Source organism: Rhizobium phaseoli (assembly GCF_003985125.1).
Taxonomy (GTDB): domain Bacteria; phylum Pseudomonadota; class Alphaproteobacteria; order Rhizobiales; family Rhizobiaceae; genus Rhizobium; species Rhizobium phaseoli.
Genome location: NZ_ML133565.1, coordinates 628,819 through 645,127 on the forward strand (window position 1 = coordinate 628,819; position 16,309 = coordinate 645,127).

14 protein-coding genes are annotated in these 16,309 nt (G+C 58.3%); 11 read left to right on the forward strand and 3 right to left on the reverse strand.

Going from position 1 to position 16,309, the window contains the following annotated elements; genetic code table 11:
• Positions 1–438 precede the first annotated feature (438 nt).
• The 5 genes from EFD56_RS02920 (at position 439) to EFD56_RS02940 (ending at position 6,026) form a co-directional block, all read left to right on the forward strand.
• Positions 439–1,302, forward strand: coding sequence for a WecB/TagA/CpsF family glycosyltransferase (locus EFD56_RS02920; protein WP_126904601.1), 864 nt, complete (start codon positions 439–441; stop codon positions 1,300–1,302).
• 7 nt (positions 1,303–1,309) lie between these two features.
• The gene (locus EFD56_RS02925; RefSeq protein WP_164736815.1) at positions 1,310–2,800 is read left to right on the forward strand and encodes a sugar transferase; all 1,491 of its coding nucleotides are present in this window, start codon (positions 1,310–1,312) and stop codon (positions 2,798–2,800) included.
• 47 nt (positions 2,801–2,847) lie between these two features.
• Entirely contained in the window at positions 2,848–3,900 is a 1,053-nt protein-coding gene (locus EFD56_RS02930) for a UDP-glucuronic acid decarboxylase family protein (RefSeq protein ID WP_126904603.1), read from the forward strand.
• Between the two features lie 119 nt (positions 3,901–4,019).
• Positions 4,020–4,835 carry a glycosyltransferase gene (locus EFD56_RS02935; RefSeq protein ID WP_126904564.1) on the forward strand — a complete coding sequence of 272 codons (816 nt, stop codon included), beginning with the start codon at positions 4,020–4,022 and terminating at the stop codon, positions 4,833–4,835.
• 201 nt (positions 4,836–5,036) lie between these two features.
• Complete coding sequence (locus EFD56_RS02940; protein WP_126904604.1) at positions 5,037–6,026, forward strand: glycosyltransferase family 2 protein; 990 nt, start codon at positions 5,037–5,039, stop codon at positions 6,024–6,026.
• 199 nt (positions 6,027–6,225) lie between these two features.
• On the opposite strand, the gene EFD56_RS02945 is transcribed toward EFD56_RS02940, so the two are convergent.
• Positions 6,226–6,981: a response regulator transcription factor gene (locus EFD56_RS02945; RefSeq protein WP_126904565.1), complete on the reverse strand. Its 756-nt coding sequence runs from the start codon at positions 6,979–6,981 to the stop codon at positions 6,226–6,228.
• A gap of 559 nt (positions 6,982–7,540) precedes the next feature.
• Here EFD56_RS02945 and EFD56_RS02950 point away from each other — a divergent pair.
• The 6 genes from EFD56_RS02950 to EFD56_RS02975 are packed head-to-tail and all read left to right on the forward strand — an operon-like array spanning position 7,541 to position 13,075.
• A complete protein-coding gene (locus EFD56_RS02950; RefSeq protein ID WP_010019085.1) occupies positions 7,541–8,047 on the forward strand; it encodes an acyltransferase in 507 nt (168 codons plus the stop codon).
• Entirely contained in the window at positions 8,044–9,081 is a 1,038-nt protein-coding gene (locus EFD56_RS02955) for a Gfo/Idh/MocA family protein (protein WP_004673248.1), read from the forward strand. The genes EFD56_RS02950 and EFD56_RS02955 overlap by 4 nt, the downstream gene beginning before the upstream one ends.
• Complete coding sequence (locus EFD56_RS02960) at positions 9,078–10,181, forward strand: DegT/DnrJ/EryC1/StrS family aminotransferase (protein ID WP_064829542.1); 1,104 nt, start codon at positions 9,078–9,080, stop codon at positions 10,179–10,181. Before EFD56_RS02955 ends, EFD56_RS02960 begins: the two co-directional genes overlap by 4 nt.
• Positions 10,171–10,890: an acyltransferase gene (locus EFD56_RS02965; RefSeq protein WP_126904566.1), complete on the forward strand. Its 720-nt coding sequence runs from the start codon at positions 10,171–10,173 to the stop codon at positions 10,888–10,890. Before EFD56_RS02960 ends, EFD56_RS02965 begins: the two co-directional genes overlap by 11 nt.
• Complete coding sequence (locus tag EFD56_RS02970) at positions 10,887–11,861, forward strand: NAD-dependent epimerase/dehydratase family protein (RefSeq protein ID WP_004673254.1); 975 nt, start codon at positions 10,887–10,889, stop codon at positions 11,859–11,861. The genes EFD56_RS02965 and EFD56_RS02970 overlap by 4 nt, the downstream gene beginning before the upstream one ends.
• Positions 11,858–13,075 carry a DegT/DnrJ/EryC1/StrS family aminotransferase gene (locus tag EFD56_RS02975; protein WP_126904567.1) on the forward strand — a complete coding sequence of 406 codons (1,218 nt, stop codon included), beginning with the start codon at positions 11,858–11,860 and terminating at the stop codon, positions 13,073–13,075. The genes EFD56_RS02970 and EFD56_RS02975 overlap by 4 nt, the downstream gene beginning before the upstream one ends.
• 60 nt (positions 13,076–13,135) lie before the next feature.
• Here EFD56_RS02975 and EFD56_RS02980 read toward each other — a convergent pair whose 3' ends face one another.
• Together EFD56_RS02980 and EFD56_RS02985 are read right to left on the reverse strand one after the other, a co-directional pair.
• Positions 13,136–14,644 (reverse strand): O-antigen translocase, encoded by a 1,509-nt coding sequence (locus EFD56_RS02980; RefSeq protein WP_126904568.1) that lies wholly within the window; start codon positions 14,642–14,644, stop codon positions 13,136–13,138.
• An 82-nt stretch (positions 14,645–14,726) separates the two neighbouring features.
• Positions 14,727–16,037, reverse strand: coding sequence for a polysaccharide biosynthesis/export family protein (locus EFD56_RS02985; RefSeq protein WP_206513402.1), 1,311 nt, complete (start codon positions 16,035–16,037; stop codon positions 14,727–14,729).
• Between the last annotated feature and the right edge of the window lie 272 nt (positions 16,038–16,309).

Sequence of the window (16,309 nt, forward strand, 5' to 3'; positions counted from 1 at the left end):
GGGCCCCCGCCGGAGCTAACATCTCCCCTGTCGGTTCACCATGTCTCTCTTCCCGGCTTGTTAATGCATGCCGCCCGGAACTGTGCAGCGGTTCCGGGAGAACGACATGCATAAAAACAAAGGGCTAATGCGCAGCGCGTCAACCAAATTTGATGCGACGCGCTTTAGTGCTCAAGCCTAACCATCTTTGCTCGCACGAAACGATATCTTCTGCAGCTCTGCCAGGATCAAACCGCTGTTTCGGGGCCGCGGTCATCACACAAGGAGCGACGTGGTAAGCCATGGGGTACGCAGACTTACTTCGAATATTGTACGTCATCTCGGCATAAGACGTAAACACGAAGTCTATGCTACGTCCAATAGCTGGAGCAGCAAGTATGGAGGCAATCGGCCTGGCAGGATATTCTGATGACGGTTTCGGTCGCGAAAGCGTGGGTCATGAGAAAACAACCAGCAGGCAGCCAAACTTCAGTTCTTCATCCAGGGGGCGCGCGAGAATGGACGAATGTCCTTGGTGTTCGCGTTTCGGCGGTCAACCTCGAAAGCGCGACCGGGCTTATTCAAAACGCGATCGAAGACGGCAGGAAGGGATATGTGTGCGTTCGCGACGCACACGGCATCGTCCGATGCCAGGACGACGCCGAACTTCGGTCGATCCATAACCGGGCATTCCTCGTAACCCCTGATGGCATGCCATTGGTATGGGCCTTGAAACGTGCCGGCCATCTAGAGAGCGATAGAGTCTACGGACCTGACCTGATGCTGTCTGTTTTCGACGCTGGCAGATCCAAAGGCGTGCGCCACTTCCTCTATGGGGCGACAACCGGGACGCTGGAGCAGTTGCAGGCGCGCCTTCTCGCAAGATTCCCGGAAGCGCAGATCGTCGGCTCGTACGCACCGCCTTTTCATCAATTGTCGCAGCAGGAAGAGACGGATGTTGCGGACCGGATCAATCGGTCAGGCGCGGATATTATCTGGGTTGGTCTTAGCAGCCCCAAGCAGGAGCTCTGGATGGCTCGCATGCGCGATCGTCTTGATGCATCGATGCTCATCGGTGTCGGAGCAGCTTTCGACTTCCACGCCGGCCTCAAACGACAGGCTCCCAGGATCATTCAAAGAAGCGGCTTCGAATGGGTGTTTCGCCTTCTATGCGAGCCGCGACGGCTGTGGCGGCGCTATGCGCTGGTCGTCCCGACCTTCATCTCGCTGACAGCATTCCAGAGGCTGGGGCTTCGGAAATTTCCAATCGAAGACGAGGTTTTTGGATCGAGCGCGCCAAAAGCAGTAGCCGTAAAGGTGTAGAGCCATCATGTCCCTATTAGCGTCGATATCCGACCTGCCGAAGGCAATCACCCCAAATGATGTGGCCGCGCGAACGGGCCCGGCAAATTCCGGCTCGCCGATGGCAAACGCCACCTCGGGCGCTGCGTTCAGCAGGGGGCTAAGGCTGAATATACCAGCTCCACTCAAGCGCAGGATACCTCGGCTTGCGACGTCGTCATTGTTGGTTGCCGGCGACGTTGCGGGTTATCTGATAGCCTATTTTCTTCTTCTGCCGTTTCTTCCCGACGGGTCGGAGAACATGGTGCTGGAGCGTGCTTTCGCCCTCGCCGCCCTGGCGGCGATCATTCTCTATGCGTCGAGCGCGCTCTATCCCGGTTATCGGCTTCATGACCACGAGCATCTGCGCCGCCGCACGACAGCGTCGGCCAAGGTCGCTGTCATTGCAGCGCTTGGGGCGATCCTTCTGCCGGAAGGGACACGGCTGCTGCTTCCCATCTTCGGGTTTCTTGGCCTCGGGTTGATTGTTCAGCCTGCCATGCACGGGGTTGCCCGTGGTCTGTCGCGGAGACTTGGTGTCTGGGGAGAGCGGGCGGTGATCATCGGCGGCCGCAATCGTATTCCCGCGCTCATGGCGCATTTCACGGACCATTGGCAGTATGGCATTCGGCCGGAATCCTACGCCGCCGACATCTCTGAACTGTCACCTGATGAGCGCCCATCGATTGCCTTGATCGCCGATGATACGGGCTCACATATCGCCGAGTTGGCGACGTTGCGTAAGACGTTCGCCGAAGTCATCCTCCTCTCCGACACGCCAAACGTCAAAGTAGCCGGATTGCGACCGGCGGATATCGGCGGAGAGATCGGTGTTCGCCTGGCGAGCGGCAGGGGGGCGGCAAACTCGAACCTGGTGCGTCGCGCCCTCGATCTGGCGATCGCCATCCCCGCGGTGCTGGTGCTGATGCCCGTCATTCTCATTGCTGCGGCGGCGATCTATGCCATCGATCCGGGGCCGGTTTTCTTCAGGCACGCCAGGGAAGGTTTGTTTGGCAAGCCGGTTCACGTCCTGAAGCTCAGGACGATGTACAGAGATGCGGAACAACGCCTCGAAGCGTTGTTCCGAGACAATCCAGCCGCACAAGCCGAATGGTCCACTCACTTCAAGCTTCGGGAGGATCCGCGCGTCTTGCCCGTGATCGGACATCTCCTTCGCGCATCGAGCATCGATGAGCTCCCGCAGTTGGTGAATATCATTGCAGGAGAAATGGCCTTGGTGGGACCCCGTCCGTTTCCCGAGTATCACCTCTCGGCGATGGATGGCGAGTTTCGTGACAAGCGGCGTTCGGTGGTACCGGGGCTGACAGGCCTCTGGCAGATATCCGAACGAAGCGATGCGGATATCGAGCTGCAGCAGCAACTCGACGGCTTCTACATCGACAACCGGTCCCTGTGGTTCGACTGGCACATCCTTCTCAGCACAATTCCTGCGGTCTTGAAGGGCAAGGGAGCTTGCTGAGCTGTTTCTCGTCCTGCGCGCAATCATCACAACAATGGAGCACATCAATGCACGGACATAAGCGAGTTTTGGTTACCGGCGGCACCGGATTTTTGGGATCATTCCTATGCGAAAGGCTTTTGCGAGAAGGTAATGACGTCCTCTGCGTGGACAATTACTACACCGGTTCGCGCGACAATGTGCTGCATCTTCTTGACGATCCTCGCTTTGAGGTGCTCCGTCACGACATTACCTTCCCGCTTTATGTGGAGGTCGACGAGATCTACAACCTCGCTTGTCCCGCATCTCCGGTCCACTATCAGCATGACCCAGTGCAGACGGTGAAGACTAATGTGCATGGGGCCATCAATATGCTCGGCCTGGCCAAACGCACCAAGGCGAAGATCTTCCAGGCATCGACGAGCGAAGTTTATGGCGATCCGGCCGTCCACCCCCAGCCGGAGGAGTATCGAGGCAGCGTCAATCCCATCGGCCCGCGGGCATGTTATGACGAAGGCAAGCGGTGCGCCGAGACGCTGTTCTTCGATTATCATCGTCAATACGGCGTCGAAATCAGGGTGGCGCGAATCTTCAACACCTACGGGCCGCGCATGCAGACCAATGACGGCCGCGTCGTTTCCAATTTCATCGTTCAGGCACTTCAAAACGAGCCGATCACCATCTTCGGCAACGGCACGCAGACGCGCTCATTCTGCTATGTGGACGATCTGATCGAGGGCTTCATCCGCCTGATGGGTGCGCCGGCCGGTGTTACCGGCCCGATCAATCTCGGTAACCCGGGAGAATTCCAGGTCCGGGAACTGGCCGAAATGGTCATCGAGATGACGGGATCGAAATCAAGCATCGTTTACAATCCCTTGCCGATCGACGACCCGACGCAGCGCAAGCCCGACATTTCCCGCGCGACGCAGGACCTCGGCTGGCAGCCGACGGTGAACCTGCGTGAAGGCCTCGAGAAGACGATCGCGTATTTCGAGTGGAAGCTTTCCGGCGGAGGCAGGAGTATGGCCGGCGCCCGGGCCGCACCAACGGGTTACGCCTATCTGCCGACCCCGGCTGTCGGCCTTCCTGTTTCGCAGGCTGCGGCCCTGGGAACGTGAACAGAAACGGCAAGCGCAAATCAAGGCTCGGTGTTCAATGAACCGAGCCTCGAAGCGCGATTGCAAAAGAGTGGCGACCGTAGGATGTGCAAATCGCCGCAAAACCGAGGACATGAACCATGCGCGTTGCGGTTATTACGCCATACTACAAGGAGTCTAACGAGCTGCTTGAGCAGTGCCGGGCGAGCGTTGTCGACCAAACCGTTGCATGCGATCATGTTTTTGTTGCTGACGGCTTTCCGAACGAGGTCGTTGAGCGCTGGCGCGTAAAACATTTCATCTTGCCAAATGCCCACGGAGACGCGGGCAACATGGCTCGCGTGATCGGCAGCCTCAGCGTCTTTGCCCAAGGCTATGATGCGGTGGCTTTTCTCGATGCGGACAACTGGTACAGATCCGACCACATCCAGCGCTTGCTTGACCTTCACTGCCGTACCGGTGCTGCAGTTTGCACGACGCGACGTTCAATGCACCGAGCGGACGGTAGCTACATGTTCGACGACGCAAAGAGCGACGGCCGCACGCACGTGGATACGAACTGCTTATTTCTCACGCGGCCGTCCCTGCCCATCATTGCCCGCTGGGCTCACATGCCGAGGGAACTCTATCCAGTAGGAGATTCCGTCTATTGGAGCTCGATCCGGAGTTCTCGGCTGTCGCACGCTCATGAGCCGGCTGTGACGGTATGCTACCGCACGACTTGGGAAGCCGATTACAAGAGAATGGGAGAAGCTGCTCCTGCGGGGAGCAAGACCCTCGCGTTCACTGACCGGCCGTACTACTGGTTCAAGTCTCTCCCGGCTCGGGAGCGCTGGCGCATCTGGCAGGATTTCGGCTTTCCGCTCAGACGCCGCACCGTAGCAAAGCTGGTCGGCCAATATGCGCTGTCAAGGCTTTCCCCCTATTCCTATGTCGGCACTAAACATGAGTACTGAAACGTCCTGCCTGGCCCCTAGTCTCCCGATTTCTTGCAGTAGGGCCTTGTTGGACGCTGTGTGGTCGCGCGCGAAATCGGCCAGGAGAAGAACATGGCTCAACGACTGCGAGCGTGAGCGGAATTACGGATGAAACGAAACGATGCCGTGCCGGACGATCTGTCAATCCAAGAGCGACACGGAGCGCATGGAGGAAGAAGTTTGCAACGTGTTGATGTCGTAGTTCCATGCTACAACTATGCCCATTTCTTGCAGGAATGCGTTGAAAGCGTCCTTTCGCAAGCGGGTGTCGATGTGCGCGTACTCATTCTGGACGACTGCTCGCCAGACCACACGCCGGAAGTCGGAATGGCTCTGGCATCCCACGACAAACGAGTCACTTATAGACGGCACACCGCAAATATGGGCCACATCGCCACTTACAATGAGGGGATCGATTGGGCGCGCGGCGACTTATTCCTGCTTCTTTCTGCCGATGATTATCTTTTGCCGGGCGCGCTGGGTCGCGCGGCAGAGCTGATGCGCAATTATCCGGAAGTTGGGTTGGCATTCGGGAATGCGCGCATAGCTGAGCCGGATGGTACCATCCAGCGCGCCGATCCGCTCGGCGACAATACCGTGCATCCCATGCAGGTCTTGACCGGTCGGGAATTCATGCGGTTGAGCGGAGCGCGCAATCTCGTTCCAACGCCGACGGCCGTTGTGAGGACGGCGCTGCAAAAGCAGGTCGGCGGCTATAACAAGGAACTGCCGCATGCCGGCGATATGGAAATGTGGCTGCGGCTCGCATCACATGCCGAGGTGGGATTCATCAACGCCGATCAAGCAGTTTATCGTCAACATGCTTCGAACATGTCGCTGCAATATTATGGAGAAAATATACTTTCCGACCTTCTGCAAAGAAAAAATGCTTTTGATATTCTATTTAGCCAAGCGGCCGATAGCCTCAGAAAAGATGAGATGTTGCGACGCTTTCTTGCCAGGGAACTCGGAAAACATTCACTTCGACTGGCGGGCATCGCGTTCAATAACTTCGACGTTGCGACGGCCTTGGCTATTCAGCGTTTTGCATTGGAGGTTTCTCCTGACGTGCGAAATTCACTGCCATGGCTCAAGTTGGTCTGCAAGCAAACGATCGGGCCAAGGTACTGGAACACTTTAAGGACTATGCGGCGCAGAGTTGCAGCATGAAATAGTCGGGACCGGGTCGGGTTAGTTCATCGCAGCTACGGAAAAACGGTCCCAGGTTGAGCGCTCTATCGCTACTCATGCCAGGTCGTCCCGGGATCAGGAGCCCCGGTGACGCATTCGCGCCACCTGGGATCGAGCAAGATATGGTTGGGAAGGGTTGGGTTTCAGCTGTGGTATCGGCGCTGCGTATTTTTCACGCTTAAGCCGGAATACTGTTTTGGAACAAGTCGTTGAGCTTGAACACAACTTCCGTCCTGTTGGTTGCCTTGACCTTTTTCATGATGTTGCGGACATGCACCTTGACCGTGCTTTCTCGCAAATTGAGTTCGTAGGCGATTATCTTGTTCGCCTTGCCGCGCCGCAGTGCCGCTACGACTTCGGCCTGACGGTCTGTGAATATCCCTGCCAGCGGCTGGGCAGTCGAGCTGCTCGACTGCAGCAAGTGACGCATGGCAAACAGAGCGCTTGCAGGCACGAAAAGTCCACCTGCTACCGATAATGCGATCAGCTCCATGCAAACGCTAATACTGACAGAGGCCGGTATGTAACCTTTGGCTCCGCAGTCGATCGCCTTGACGATTTGCGCGAAATCGTCGCTGTCGGACAAGATGATCACCGGCGTCGAGACGAATTCGGACGAAAGGTTCTTGATCTGCTCCGAAACGGCAGGCTCGTCGACCATCTTGCCACCGACGTTCAGGAGAATTGCCGAAAGCGGAGGATATTCTTCGCGCTTCTGCTTCCACTCCTCAATCGATCCAAACGCCAGAATCTGGAAATCTGCCGTGTGGGCCGTCATGCATTGCGCAAGGCAATGCCGATCAAGCTCCCTCCTGTCGAGAATGACAAGCGACTGCTTCGGACTTGCCGGCCGGGCAAGTGCCGCCGGGCCATTTTCTATTTCTAGGGGAAGTGATATATTTTCCTGCTTATGGTTTATGTTTATTGTATCCAACGCCTCATCCTCCTAGTCTTTTTCCACGCGGTACGCAAAAGTCGAACATGAGCTCTCCTCGCAAAAAGGAGAGTTTGGTTAACAAAAGTGCTAATTTATTACCACAATTCTGGGGTCCCTACACTAATTAATAGTGGTTAGGCCTGCACCTTTGTTCCAAGACTGGATATCAATAGATCAACATTTGAAACTGATCAATATATTTCTAAGCAAGTTTTATAAAGATATATGACATTACTATATATATTCGGTGAAGCTCGCCAACCATATGCAATCAACTGGCCGTCTTGATGGAGAGGCGGGATAGACCGCCGTCCGACGGCCGCTGCGGTCGAGCGATGGCCATAGACGTTCGCGAGCCTCGTCATCCGATTTTTGTAAGCCTATACGCCTTTTGGTGAATAAGCTTCAACGTATTGTTTCTTTACTAAGAGGACGAAAACAATTCTCTTTGGAGGCAGAGAAATATTTGCTCTGTTGAAATGAAATCTTGCGCATTCACCCGATTGTGACCGGTTTCAGCCAGATCAGGGCCTGTTTGAGTAGGGGACGAGACGGGATGATTGCCTCGAACGTCAAGCTGGACGACAGCTGCGTTATTCACCATCGAGATCTTGTGAATCTGTACGGCTGCACGATTGGCGCGGGAACGCGCATCGGCACCTTCGTTGAAATCCAGAAAAACGTCATCGTCGGCAAAGACTGCAAAATCTCCAGCCACTCCTTCCTCTGCGAAGGCGTGACGCTCGAAGACGGCGTTTTTATCGGCCACGGGGTGATGTTCACCAATGACACTTACCCGCGCGCCGTTAATGCGGACGGCAGTCTGCAGACGGAGGCCGACTGGGTCGTCATTCCCACACTGGTCAAGCGCCATGCATCGATCGGCAGCAACGCCACCATTCTGCCCGGCGTGACAATCGGAGAGGCCGCCCAGGTCGGCGCCGGGGCTGTCGTGACCAAGGATGTGCCTGACGGCGCCATTGTTGCCGGTGTCCCGGCCAGGATCACCGGTCACGTTCATGACCGGTCAGTAAACATGCAAGCGTTTGGAGGAATGCGATGATCGGCATTGCTGTTGTTGGATATGGATATTGGGGTCCGAACCTGGTCCGCAATATTTCGGAGGCGGGCGGCGCACAGCTCATTTCAGTCTGCGATCTCAATGTCGATCGGTTGGCAGCGGTCAAAAGCCGCTATCCGGCAGTGACGATCACCGATAATTTCGAGGAAGTCCTGCGTGATCCGAGAGTGGATGCAATCGCGATCGCGACGCCGGTCTCGACCCACTATAAGCTCGCAATGCAGGCTATGATGGCCGGAAAGCATGTCTTCGTCGAAAAGCCGATGGCATCGACGACGGAGGAAGCATCCCGGATGGTCGAAGAGGCAGCGCGGCGACGCCTCGTGCTCGCCGTCGATCACACTTTCGTCCACACCGGCGCCGTCCGCAAGATGCGCGAACTGGTCGAAAGCGGCCTTGGCGACATGTATTACTATGACTCGGTCCGGGTCAATCTGGGGCTGTTCCAGCACGATGTCAGCGTCATCTGGGATCTTGCGGTGCACGACCTGTCGATCCTGGACCATGTCCTGCAGGAAAGGCCGGTGGCGGTTTCCGCGACGGGGATGAGCCATGTGCTCGGCGAACCCGAGAATATCGCCTATCTGACGCTCTTTTTCGAGAGCAAGCTCATCGCCCACATCCACGTCAATTGGCTGGCGCCGGTCAAGGTGCGCCGCACGCTGATCGGCGGCAGCAACAAGATGATCGTCTATGACGATCTGGAGCCCAGCGAAAAGATCAAGGTCTACGACAAGGGCATCACCATGTGTCCCAACTCTGATGCATATGGCGAGAAGGTCCATCAGATGCTGGTGGGATACCGCAGCGGCGACATGTGGGCGCCGAAGCTCGATATGACAGAGGCGTTGAAACGCGAACTGGATCAGTTCGTCGATTGCGTCGAGCAGAATGCGCGGCCGATTACCGATGGCCAAGCAGGCCTGCGTGTCGTCCGCATCCTTGAAGCCGCAAGCCGGTCGCTCGCTCAGCGCGGTCGCATCATCGAGCTCGAAGAGGCGAGGCGCATTGCATGATCCCGTTCCTGGACCTCAAGGCACAGTATAATTCCATCAAGAGCGAAATCGACGCCGCAGTGCTCGGCGTCCTGGCTTCAGGGCAATACATATTGGGCGAGGAGGTCGCCCGCCTCGAGCAGGAATTCGCGGACTATTGCAACGTCAAACATGCTATCGCAGTCAACACCGGGACCAGCGCCCTGCATCTGTCGCTTCTCGCGGCCGGCGTCGGCCCCGGCGATGAAGTCATTACCGTGCCGTTTACCTTCGTCGCGACCGTATCGGCGATCTGCTATACAGGCGCACGGCCTGTTTTCGTCGATGTCGAGCCGGTGACGCTGACGATGGATCCGGCTCAGCTCGAGGCTAAGATTACACCCCGCACCAAGGCCATTATTCCCGTCCATCTCTACGGGCAGATGGCTGACATGGACGCGATCCAGGCGATTGCCGACCACTACCGGATACCTGTTATCGAGGACGCATGCCAGGCGCACGGCGCGCAATACAAAGGCGCGCGCGCCGGCAGCCTCGGCGCATCCGGCTGCTTCAGCTTCTATCCCGGTAAAAATCTCGGCGCCTGCGGCGAGGGGGGTATCGTCGTGACCAACCGCGACGATCAGGCCAAAACAATGCGCATGCTGCGCGATTGGGGCCAGGAGCAGCGCTATCACCATCTGCTGAAGGGCTTCAACTACCGCATGGACGCCATTCAGGGCGCGATCCTGCGCATCAAGCTCAGGCACCTTGAAGCCTGGACCGAAGCGCGCCGCACTCATGCAGGCCGCTACTCGTCGCTGCTCGGGCGATCGGCGCATTTGACGACGCCTGTCGAGAAAGACGGCCGGCGCCACGTTTACCACGTCTATGCCATCAGAAGCCGCGATCGCGATGAGCTTCAGCGCGTGCTGAGCGCCGAGGGCATTCAATCCGGGCTGCACTATCCGATCCCTGTTCATCTACAGAAGGCCCATGCCGACCTCGGTTACAAGACCGGCGATTTCCCCGTCTCGGAGGCCGCCGCAAAAGAGGTTCTCTCGCTGCCGATTTATCCTGAGATGCCCGCGTGGCACGCCGATCAGGTGGCAGCTGCGTTGGAAGACGCCTATGTCAGCTGATCGTTCGGGCGAGGCCCGGATCGTGCATGCGGTCCATGGTCGTCAACAAAGGCCGGCGGATCCGCCCTACCAGGCGGGGCTCGTTGAAGAGCTCAGGCAATCCTATGGGCGCGCCGGCCTGATCGAGCTCTACGGTCGCTTTGCGACTGGGGACGGTGTCGTCGACACCATGATGCGCAAAGCCATCTGGCAGGCGGTCACGCGCAGCTGCGGCACCGGATTGCAGGTTGCCGGCGGCGCCGGCTTCAAACACCCGGAGACGTTCGAGATCGGCAATGGGGTGTTCATCGGCGCTCAGGCCTATATCCAGGGACGTTTCGACGGCAGATGCAAGATCGGCGACAATGTCTGGATCGGCCCGATGGCCTATTTCGACGCTCGCGATCTGGTGATCGAGGATTCCGTTGGATGGGGACCTGGCGCCAAGGTGCTTGGCTCGACCCATACGGCACTGCCGCTGGATGTACCGATCATTCGCACGGATCTGGAAATCAGGCCGGTGCGCATCGGTGCGGAGGCCGATATCGGAACGAATGCAACCATTCTTCCCGGCGTGACCATCGGGAAGGGGGCGATCGTTGGAGCGGGAGCCGTCGTCGTCTCGGACGTCGAGCCCTTCTCGGTTGTCGCAGGAGTTCCTGCGAAATTAATTCGTTGGCGTTCGGAGAATGATCCGATGACGAACATGTCGCGTGAGGAAAGATCATGAGAAACAAACGGGTACTCATTACCGGCGGTGCCGGTCTGATCGGTTCGCATATTGCCGATCTCGTTGCATTGGAAAAACCTCGCGAGATCATCATCCTCGACAATTTCGTGCGCGGGCGCCGGGACAATCTGAGCTCGGCAATCGGCAGCGCGCCGCTTAACATCATCGACGGCGATATCCGCGACAGGTCGCTGCTGGCGAAAGCCTTCGACGGCGTCGATATCGTCTTTCATCAGGCGGCCATCCGCATAACCCAATGCGCGGAAGAGCCACGACTGGCTTTCGAAGTGCTGGCCGAAGGCACATTCAATGTCCTCGAAGCGGCCGTCAAGGCGGGTGTTTCGAAGGTCGTCGCGGCCTCTTCCGCCTCCGTGCTGGGCCTTGCCGAAAGCTTTCCGACGACCGAACAGCATCATCCCTACAATAACCGGACGATCTACGGCGCAGCAAAGACCTTCAACGAGGGATTGCTGCGCAGCTTCGCGGACATGTATGGCCTACGCTATGTCGCGCTGCGCTATTTCAACGTCTACGGGCCACGAATGGACGTTTACGGCGCCTACACCGAAGTGCTGATCCGCTGGATGGAACGCCTTGCAGCCGGAATGCCGCCGCTCATCTATGGAGACGGCAGCCAAACGATGGACTTCGTCGATGCACGCGACATCGCCCGGGCAAACCTGCTCGCGGCAAAGAGTGACGTTACCGACGAGGTGTTCAACGTCGCGAGCGGCAGGGAAATAAGCCTGCTGGAACTCGCGCAGATGCTGAGCGACATCATGGGATCCTCGCTCGAGCCGCAACACAAAGAGGCCCGCACGGTCAATGGCGTGACCCGTCGTCTGGCTGATATCAGCAAGGCTGAAAAACTTCTGGGTTTCAAGGCCGAAATCTCGATGGAGCAGGGGCTTCGTGACCTTGTCGAGTGGTGGCAGTCAAAGACTGCTGCAGCCGGAGGTCAAGCCGCATGAGCACGTCATTATCGACAATCCCTGTCGCCAAACCCGTCCTCGGAGAGGAAGAGGCAGAGGCCGCCCGCCGCGTTATTCTATCTGGATGGGTAACCCAGGGGCCCGAAGTCGCCGCTTTCGAGCGTGAATTCGCCGCCTATGTCGGCGCGGCCCACGCCTGCGCCGTCTCCAACTGCACGACCGCGTTGCATTTGGCCCTCATGGCGGTCGGCATCGGTGCCGGCGACGAGGTCATCACGGTCAGCCACTCGTTTATCGCAACCGCGAACGCCATCCGCTATTGCCATGCGGTGCCCGTCTTTGTCGACATCGAGGCCGACGGCTACAATATCGATCCCAGCCTGATCGAAGCAGCCATTACCTCCCGCACAAAGGCAATCCTGTGTGTGCATCAGCTGGGAATGCCGTGTGACCTCGGACCGATCGTCGAGATCGGCAAGCGCCACGGGGTCCCTGTTATCGAAGATGCGGCCTGCGCGACGGGAAGCGAAATCCTGTGGGATGGCCGCTGGGAAACAATCGGCAAGCCGCACGCCGACATTGCCTGCTTCTCTTTCCACCCGAGAAAGGTGGTCACCACAGGCGATGGCGGCATGTTGACCACGGCCAATGCCGAATATGACCGGAAATTCCGGCTGTGGCGCCAGCATGGCATGAGTGTCACCGATGCGGTCCGCCACGGCTCGAAGCAGGTGATTTTCGAGGATTATGACGAGCTGGGCTACAATTACCGGATGACCGACCTTCAGGCCGCCGTCGGACGCGAGCAATTGCGGCGGCTGCCGGAATTGGTCGCCCAGCGCCGGCTGATTGCCGAGCAATATTGCGAACGTCTGTCGACAATTACAGGGCTTTCTTCGCCGGCCGAGCCACGCTGGGCTCGAAGCAACTGGCAGAGCTTCTGCGTGAGATTGCCTGATACGGTCGACCAGCGGGCCATCATGCAGAGCCTGCTCGACCAGGGCATCTCGACCCGGCGCGGTGTGATGAACATTCACCTGGAGGGAGCCTATTCCGGTGAGCGCTCCCACCGCGTTGCCACGAGCCTGATGCGAAGCATATCTGCGCAGCAGCAAACGATCATCCTGCCGCTTTATGCCCAGATGACCGTGTCTGACGTGGACCGGGTTGTTGAGGCCCTTCGCGCCGCCATTGCGCAGGCGTCTGTCGGAGCCATAAGCGCGCAACGTACCATGGACGTCGCTGTCGCCTGATCCCGCAATTTAATCAGCATAACGAACAATGCGCGCATCGCCGGATGCGCGCATTGTTCGTTATGCTGATTTCGTGATCCATCCGCGGATGATCGCTGGAACGGACTCCGGTGGAAGCAGGTCGATCAGCATGCGCAGCGAATAGAGCCCGCAGACAAGGACGGCGATGAAGCCGATCGTGGTCGCCGGCCACAGCGGCAAGATCGAGAACATCAGGAATACCAGTGCCGATGCAGGCAGGAAAAGCAGCGCGTGTCTGCGGTTGGCGGCGGACCAGCGAAAACCGGTCAGCTTTCGCACGATCCCATAGATCAGGATGCTGTGCCAGACATAGAGGCCGAAGAACGCCATACCGGCTCCTTGCGTCCCAAGCAGCGATACAAGGAGCCAGGCCAGCCCCACATGCACGGCCGCCGCCGCAACCTCCGTCCAGAAGAAAATCGCCTGGGTCCGTTTCGCCACGACGATGAAACCCATCGGCCAGGAAATAATCCGCAGCATCATGCCAAGGCAGATCCAGCGCAGAAGATCGACTGCTCCATGAAAATCGGCCGAATAGAACAGGCTCATCATGAGCGGGGCGAGCGTCAGCGTGCCGATGAGGCCGGGGCCTGCGAGCAGCATGCTTATTTCCGCCTGTTCGTTGACCAGCCGATTGCATTCAGAATCGTTTTCGGCCGCCGCCGTCAGGCGCGGATAAAAATCCGTTCCCATCGCCTGCAGGATGAAACCGGCATAGAGACCGCCAAGGCCCCAGGCCGCCTGGTACAATCCCGCCGCTATAACACCGCCCTCCTTCAGCACGATGAGGCGGATGGCATAAGCTGCGCCGAAGGTCAAAAGCCCGCTTGCCATGAACACGAAGCCGAGCCTGAGCAGCGCCGACACTTCCCGACCGAACTGGCGGGTCGACATTGGCGAGGGATGCGGAAATATCCGCCGGCTGTACCACCAGGTCGGCAGGATTGAGGCAGCTGCAATTATCACGAGCGACGGCGCGATCGCCTGGACCCCGAACAGGTAGATGAGCGGGATACTCACGGCGGTACCGAAGAGCCCGGCAAGCACGTTGATGCGGGCAAGATCCGCAATGCCTCGCAACCCTTGGATCAATGCGCTCTGCCCAGCAGACACCAGTCGAAAGAAAACGGCGAGCGACAGCAGCACGATACCACCGACGTTCTGGAAATCACCGAAAGTGAAACTTGAGATAGGATATGCAAATGCGGCGAAAAGAAGCGCGCCAAGCAGCGCGAGCACCAGCGATATGCGTCGCAGTACGGTCGCGGACTGGGCAATCCTCGCTGCGTCGCCGGTTCCCGCTGCCTCCGCCACTTGGCGCACGCCACTTCCGCCGACGCCCAGGCCCGCGATAGACTGCGCGATATCGACAATCGAACTGTAGAGGCCCATGAGTCCGATGCCTTCCGGCCCGAGCAGGACGGCCATCGCCTTGTTTCTGATAATGCTGAGTGCGACATTCACGAGCGAAGCGCCGCCCATCAGCATCGTAGACCTGAGGATCTGAGTATAGGTCTGGCTGGTGGGTGGGGTCATGCGCAAAGTCATCGGAAGCCCCCCCGGTCGTCTACCCCGGGCTTGCGTTCAGTCGCCCGCCGCAGGCTCGATTGCACCACATGCTTTTTGCTGTTCACCGGCTTGCCTGACTGACATGCGCCTCTGTCTCAATAGACAGCGCAGCGTCGTCTTCTGATGGCGTATCGGCGAAGCGGCCCCGCGTGACCCTGACTACGTCGCCCGGCGCCAGTTCCGTCGTTTCGGAGGCCGGGAACTGATTGACCCCACCCTTGTCCCGCCGGCTGACGATGAACGTCAGCGGCAGGTCATCGCTGCGGTCCATCGCCCTCGCACCGTTCGATACTTCTTCGAGAAGCAGTTGTTGCGTGGTGTCGCGCTTCAGTTTGAGCTGATCGAGATTGGCCTTCTCCGCCTGCACCTCGGAAGCGTTCTCGCTGCGGCGATTGTCGGAAAGTCCCTCGAGATTGCGCTTCGTCTCGTTGATCGCCTGGCGACCCCGCATGATGGCGGTGACGAGGTCGAGCCGGTCGGAGCGATAGGTGGTCAGCAATCGCTCCAGATCCATTTGGCGCGAGGTGATCGTCAGGCCCTTCTGGACCAGGGTCCTCACGCTCGTCAGCTGCTCCTCGACCGACTGGATATTGTCATCCGAGCCTTTCAGCTTTTCTTCCAGCGTCTCGATTTCCGCGGTTAGGAGATTGCGCAATTCGACGAGGGCCACCGACTGCTTGTCCAGCGCGCTTGCACGGGCCTGAAATATGACCCGCTCCTCCGCGAAGATACTCTCGGCGTATTGCCGGTCGGCAGCAGGTGGCTGATCGAACACAATCTCCTTCGCGCCGGTCATCTCCGTTTGCAGCCGCGCGAGCTTTGCCGCGCTGCGCAGCAGCGCATGGTCGATTTCCCGCAATTCACCGGCAAGCTTGATCGTCTCCGATTGCTGCTGCGCCGCGGCCCGCAACGGGCCGCCGCTCATGGCGAGCGACTGGAGGACTCTCAAGCCGGAGCGAAACTTGTATTCTCCCGGCGCCATCACGTCTCCGACGACGTAAATGGAGGGATAGTCGAGGATATCAATGGTCACGGCAGGGGCCTGGGCCAGACCCATCTTCACCTGAAGGCGCTTGCCGATCTCGTTGGTGAGGCCCTCATTGTCCATATTTCCAACCGCCAGCGACCCCAGAAAGGGCAGGGACACTATACCTGCATCCGAAACCGTATATTCGCCGCCAATCCCATCCCACCGTTCAAACTGGCCCTTGGACGGTATCCATTGCACGACCGTCACGCGGATTTTCGTTTGCGGAGCCAAGGGGGAGCTGTCGGCAAGAGCTGGCGGTACAGCTCCGGCAAGAAAGACGAGTGCACTGATAACGGACGTCGCGCGAAAGAACACGCGAGGGGCGCGGTGCGATAGATTCATATACATGTCTCGCCTGCAAAACATTCTAACACGGACGCTGATACAATAGGTTTGAACGCTGCCTGAACGCCGGACGCCAAGTCCGACCCTGCATGGTCAGTGTGCAGTCTGGCGAAGCCTTGAGGAAGGTGGAGGTTGTTTGCTTTGCCACATCAATATTGATGAGGTGGGGAGGTGCTTCAGCCCAAATTGGGTAGAAACATATATCTCCGGCGCGACGCGACGGCATAGACCGCGGAAAATCAATAGGTTCTGCACGCAGGAATAGGCGC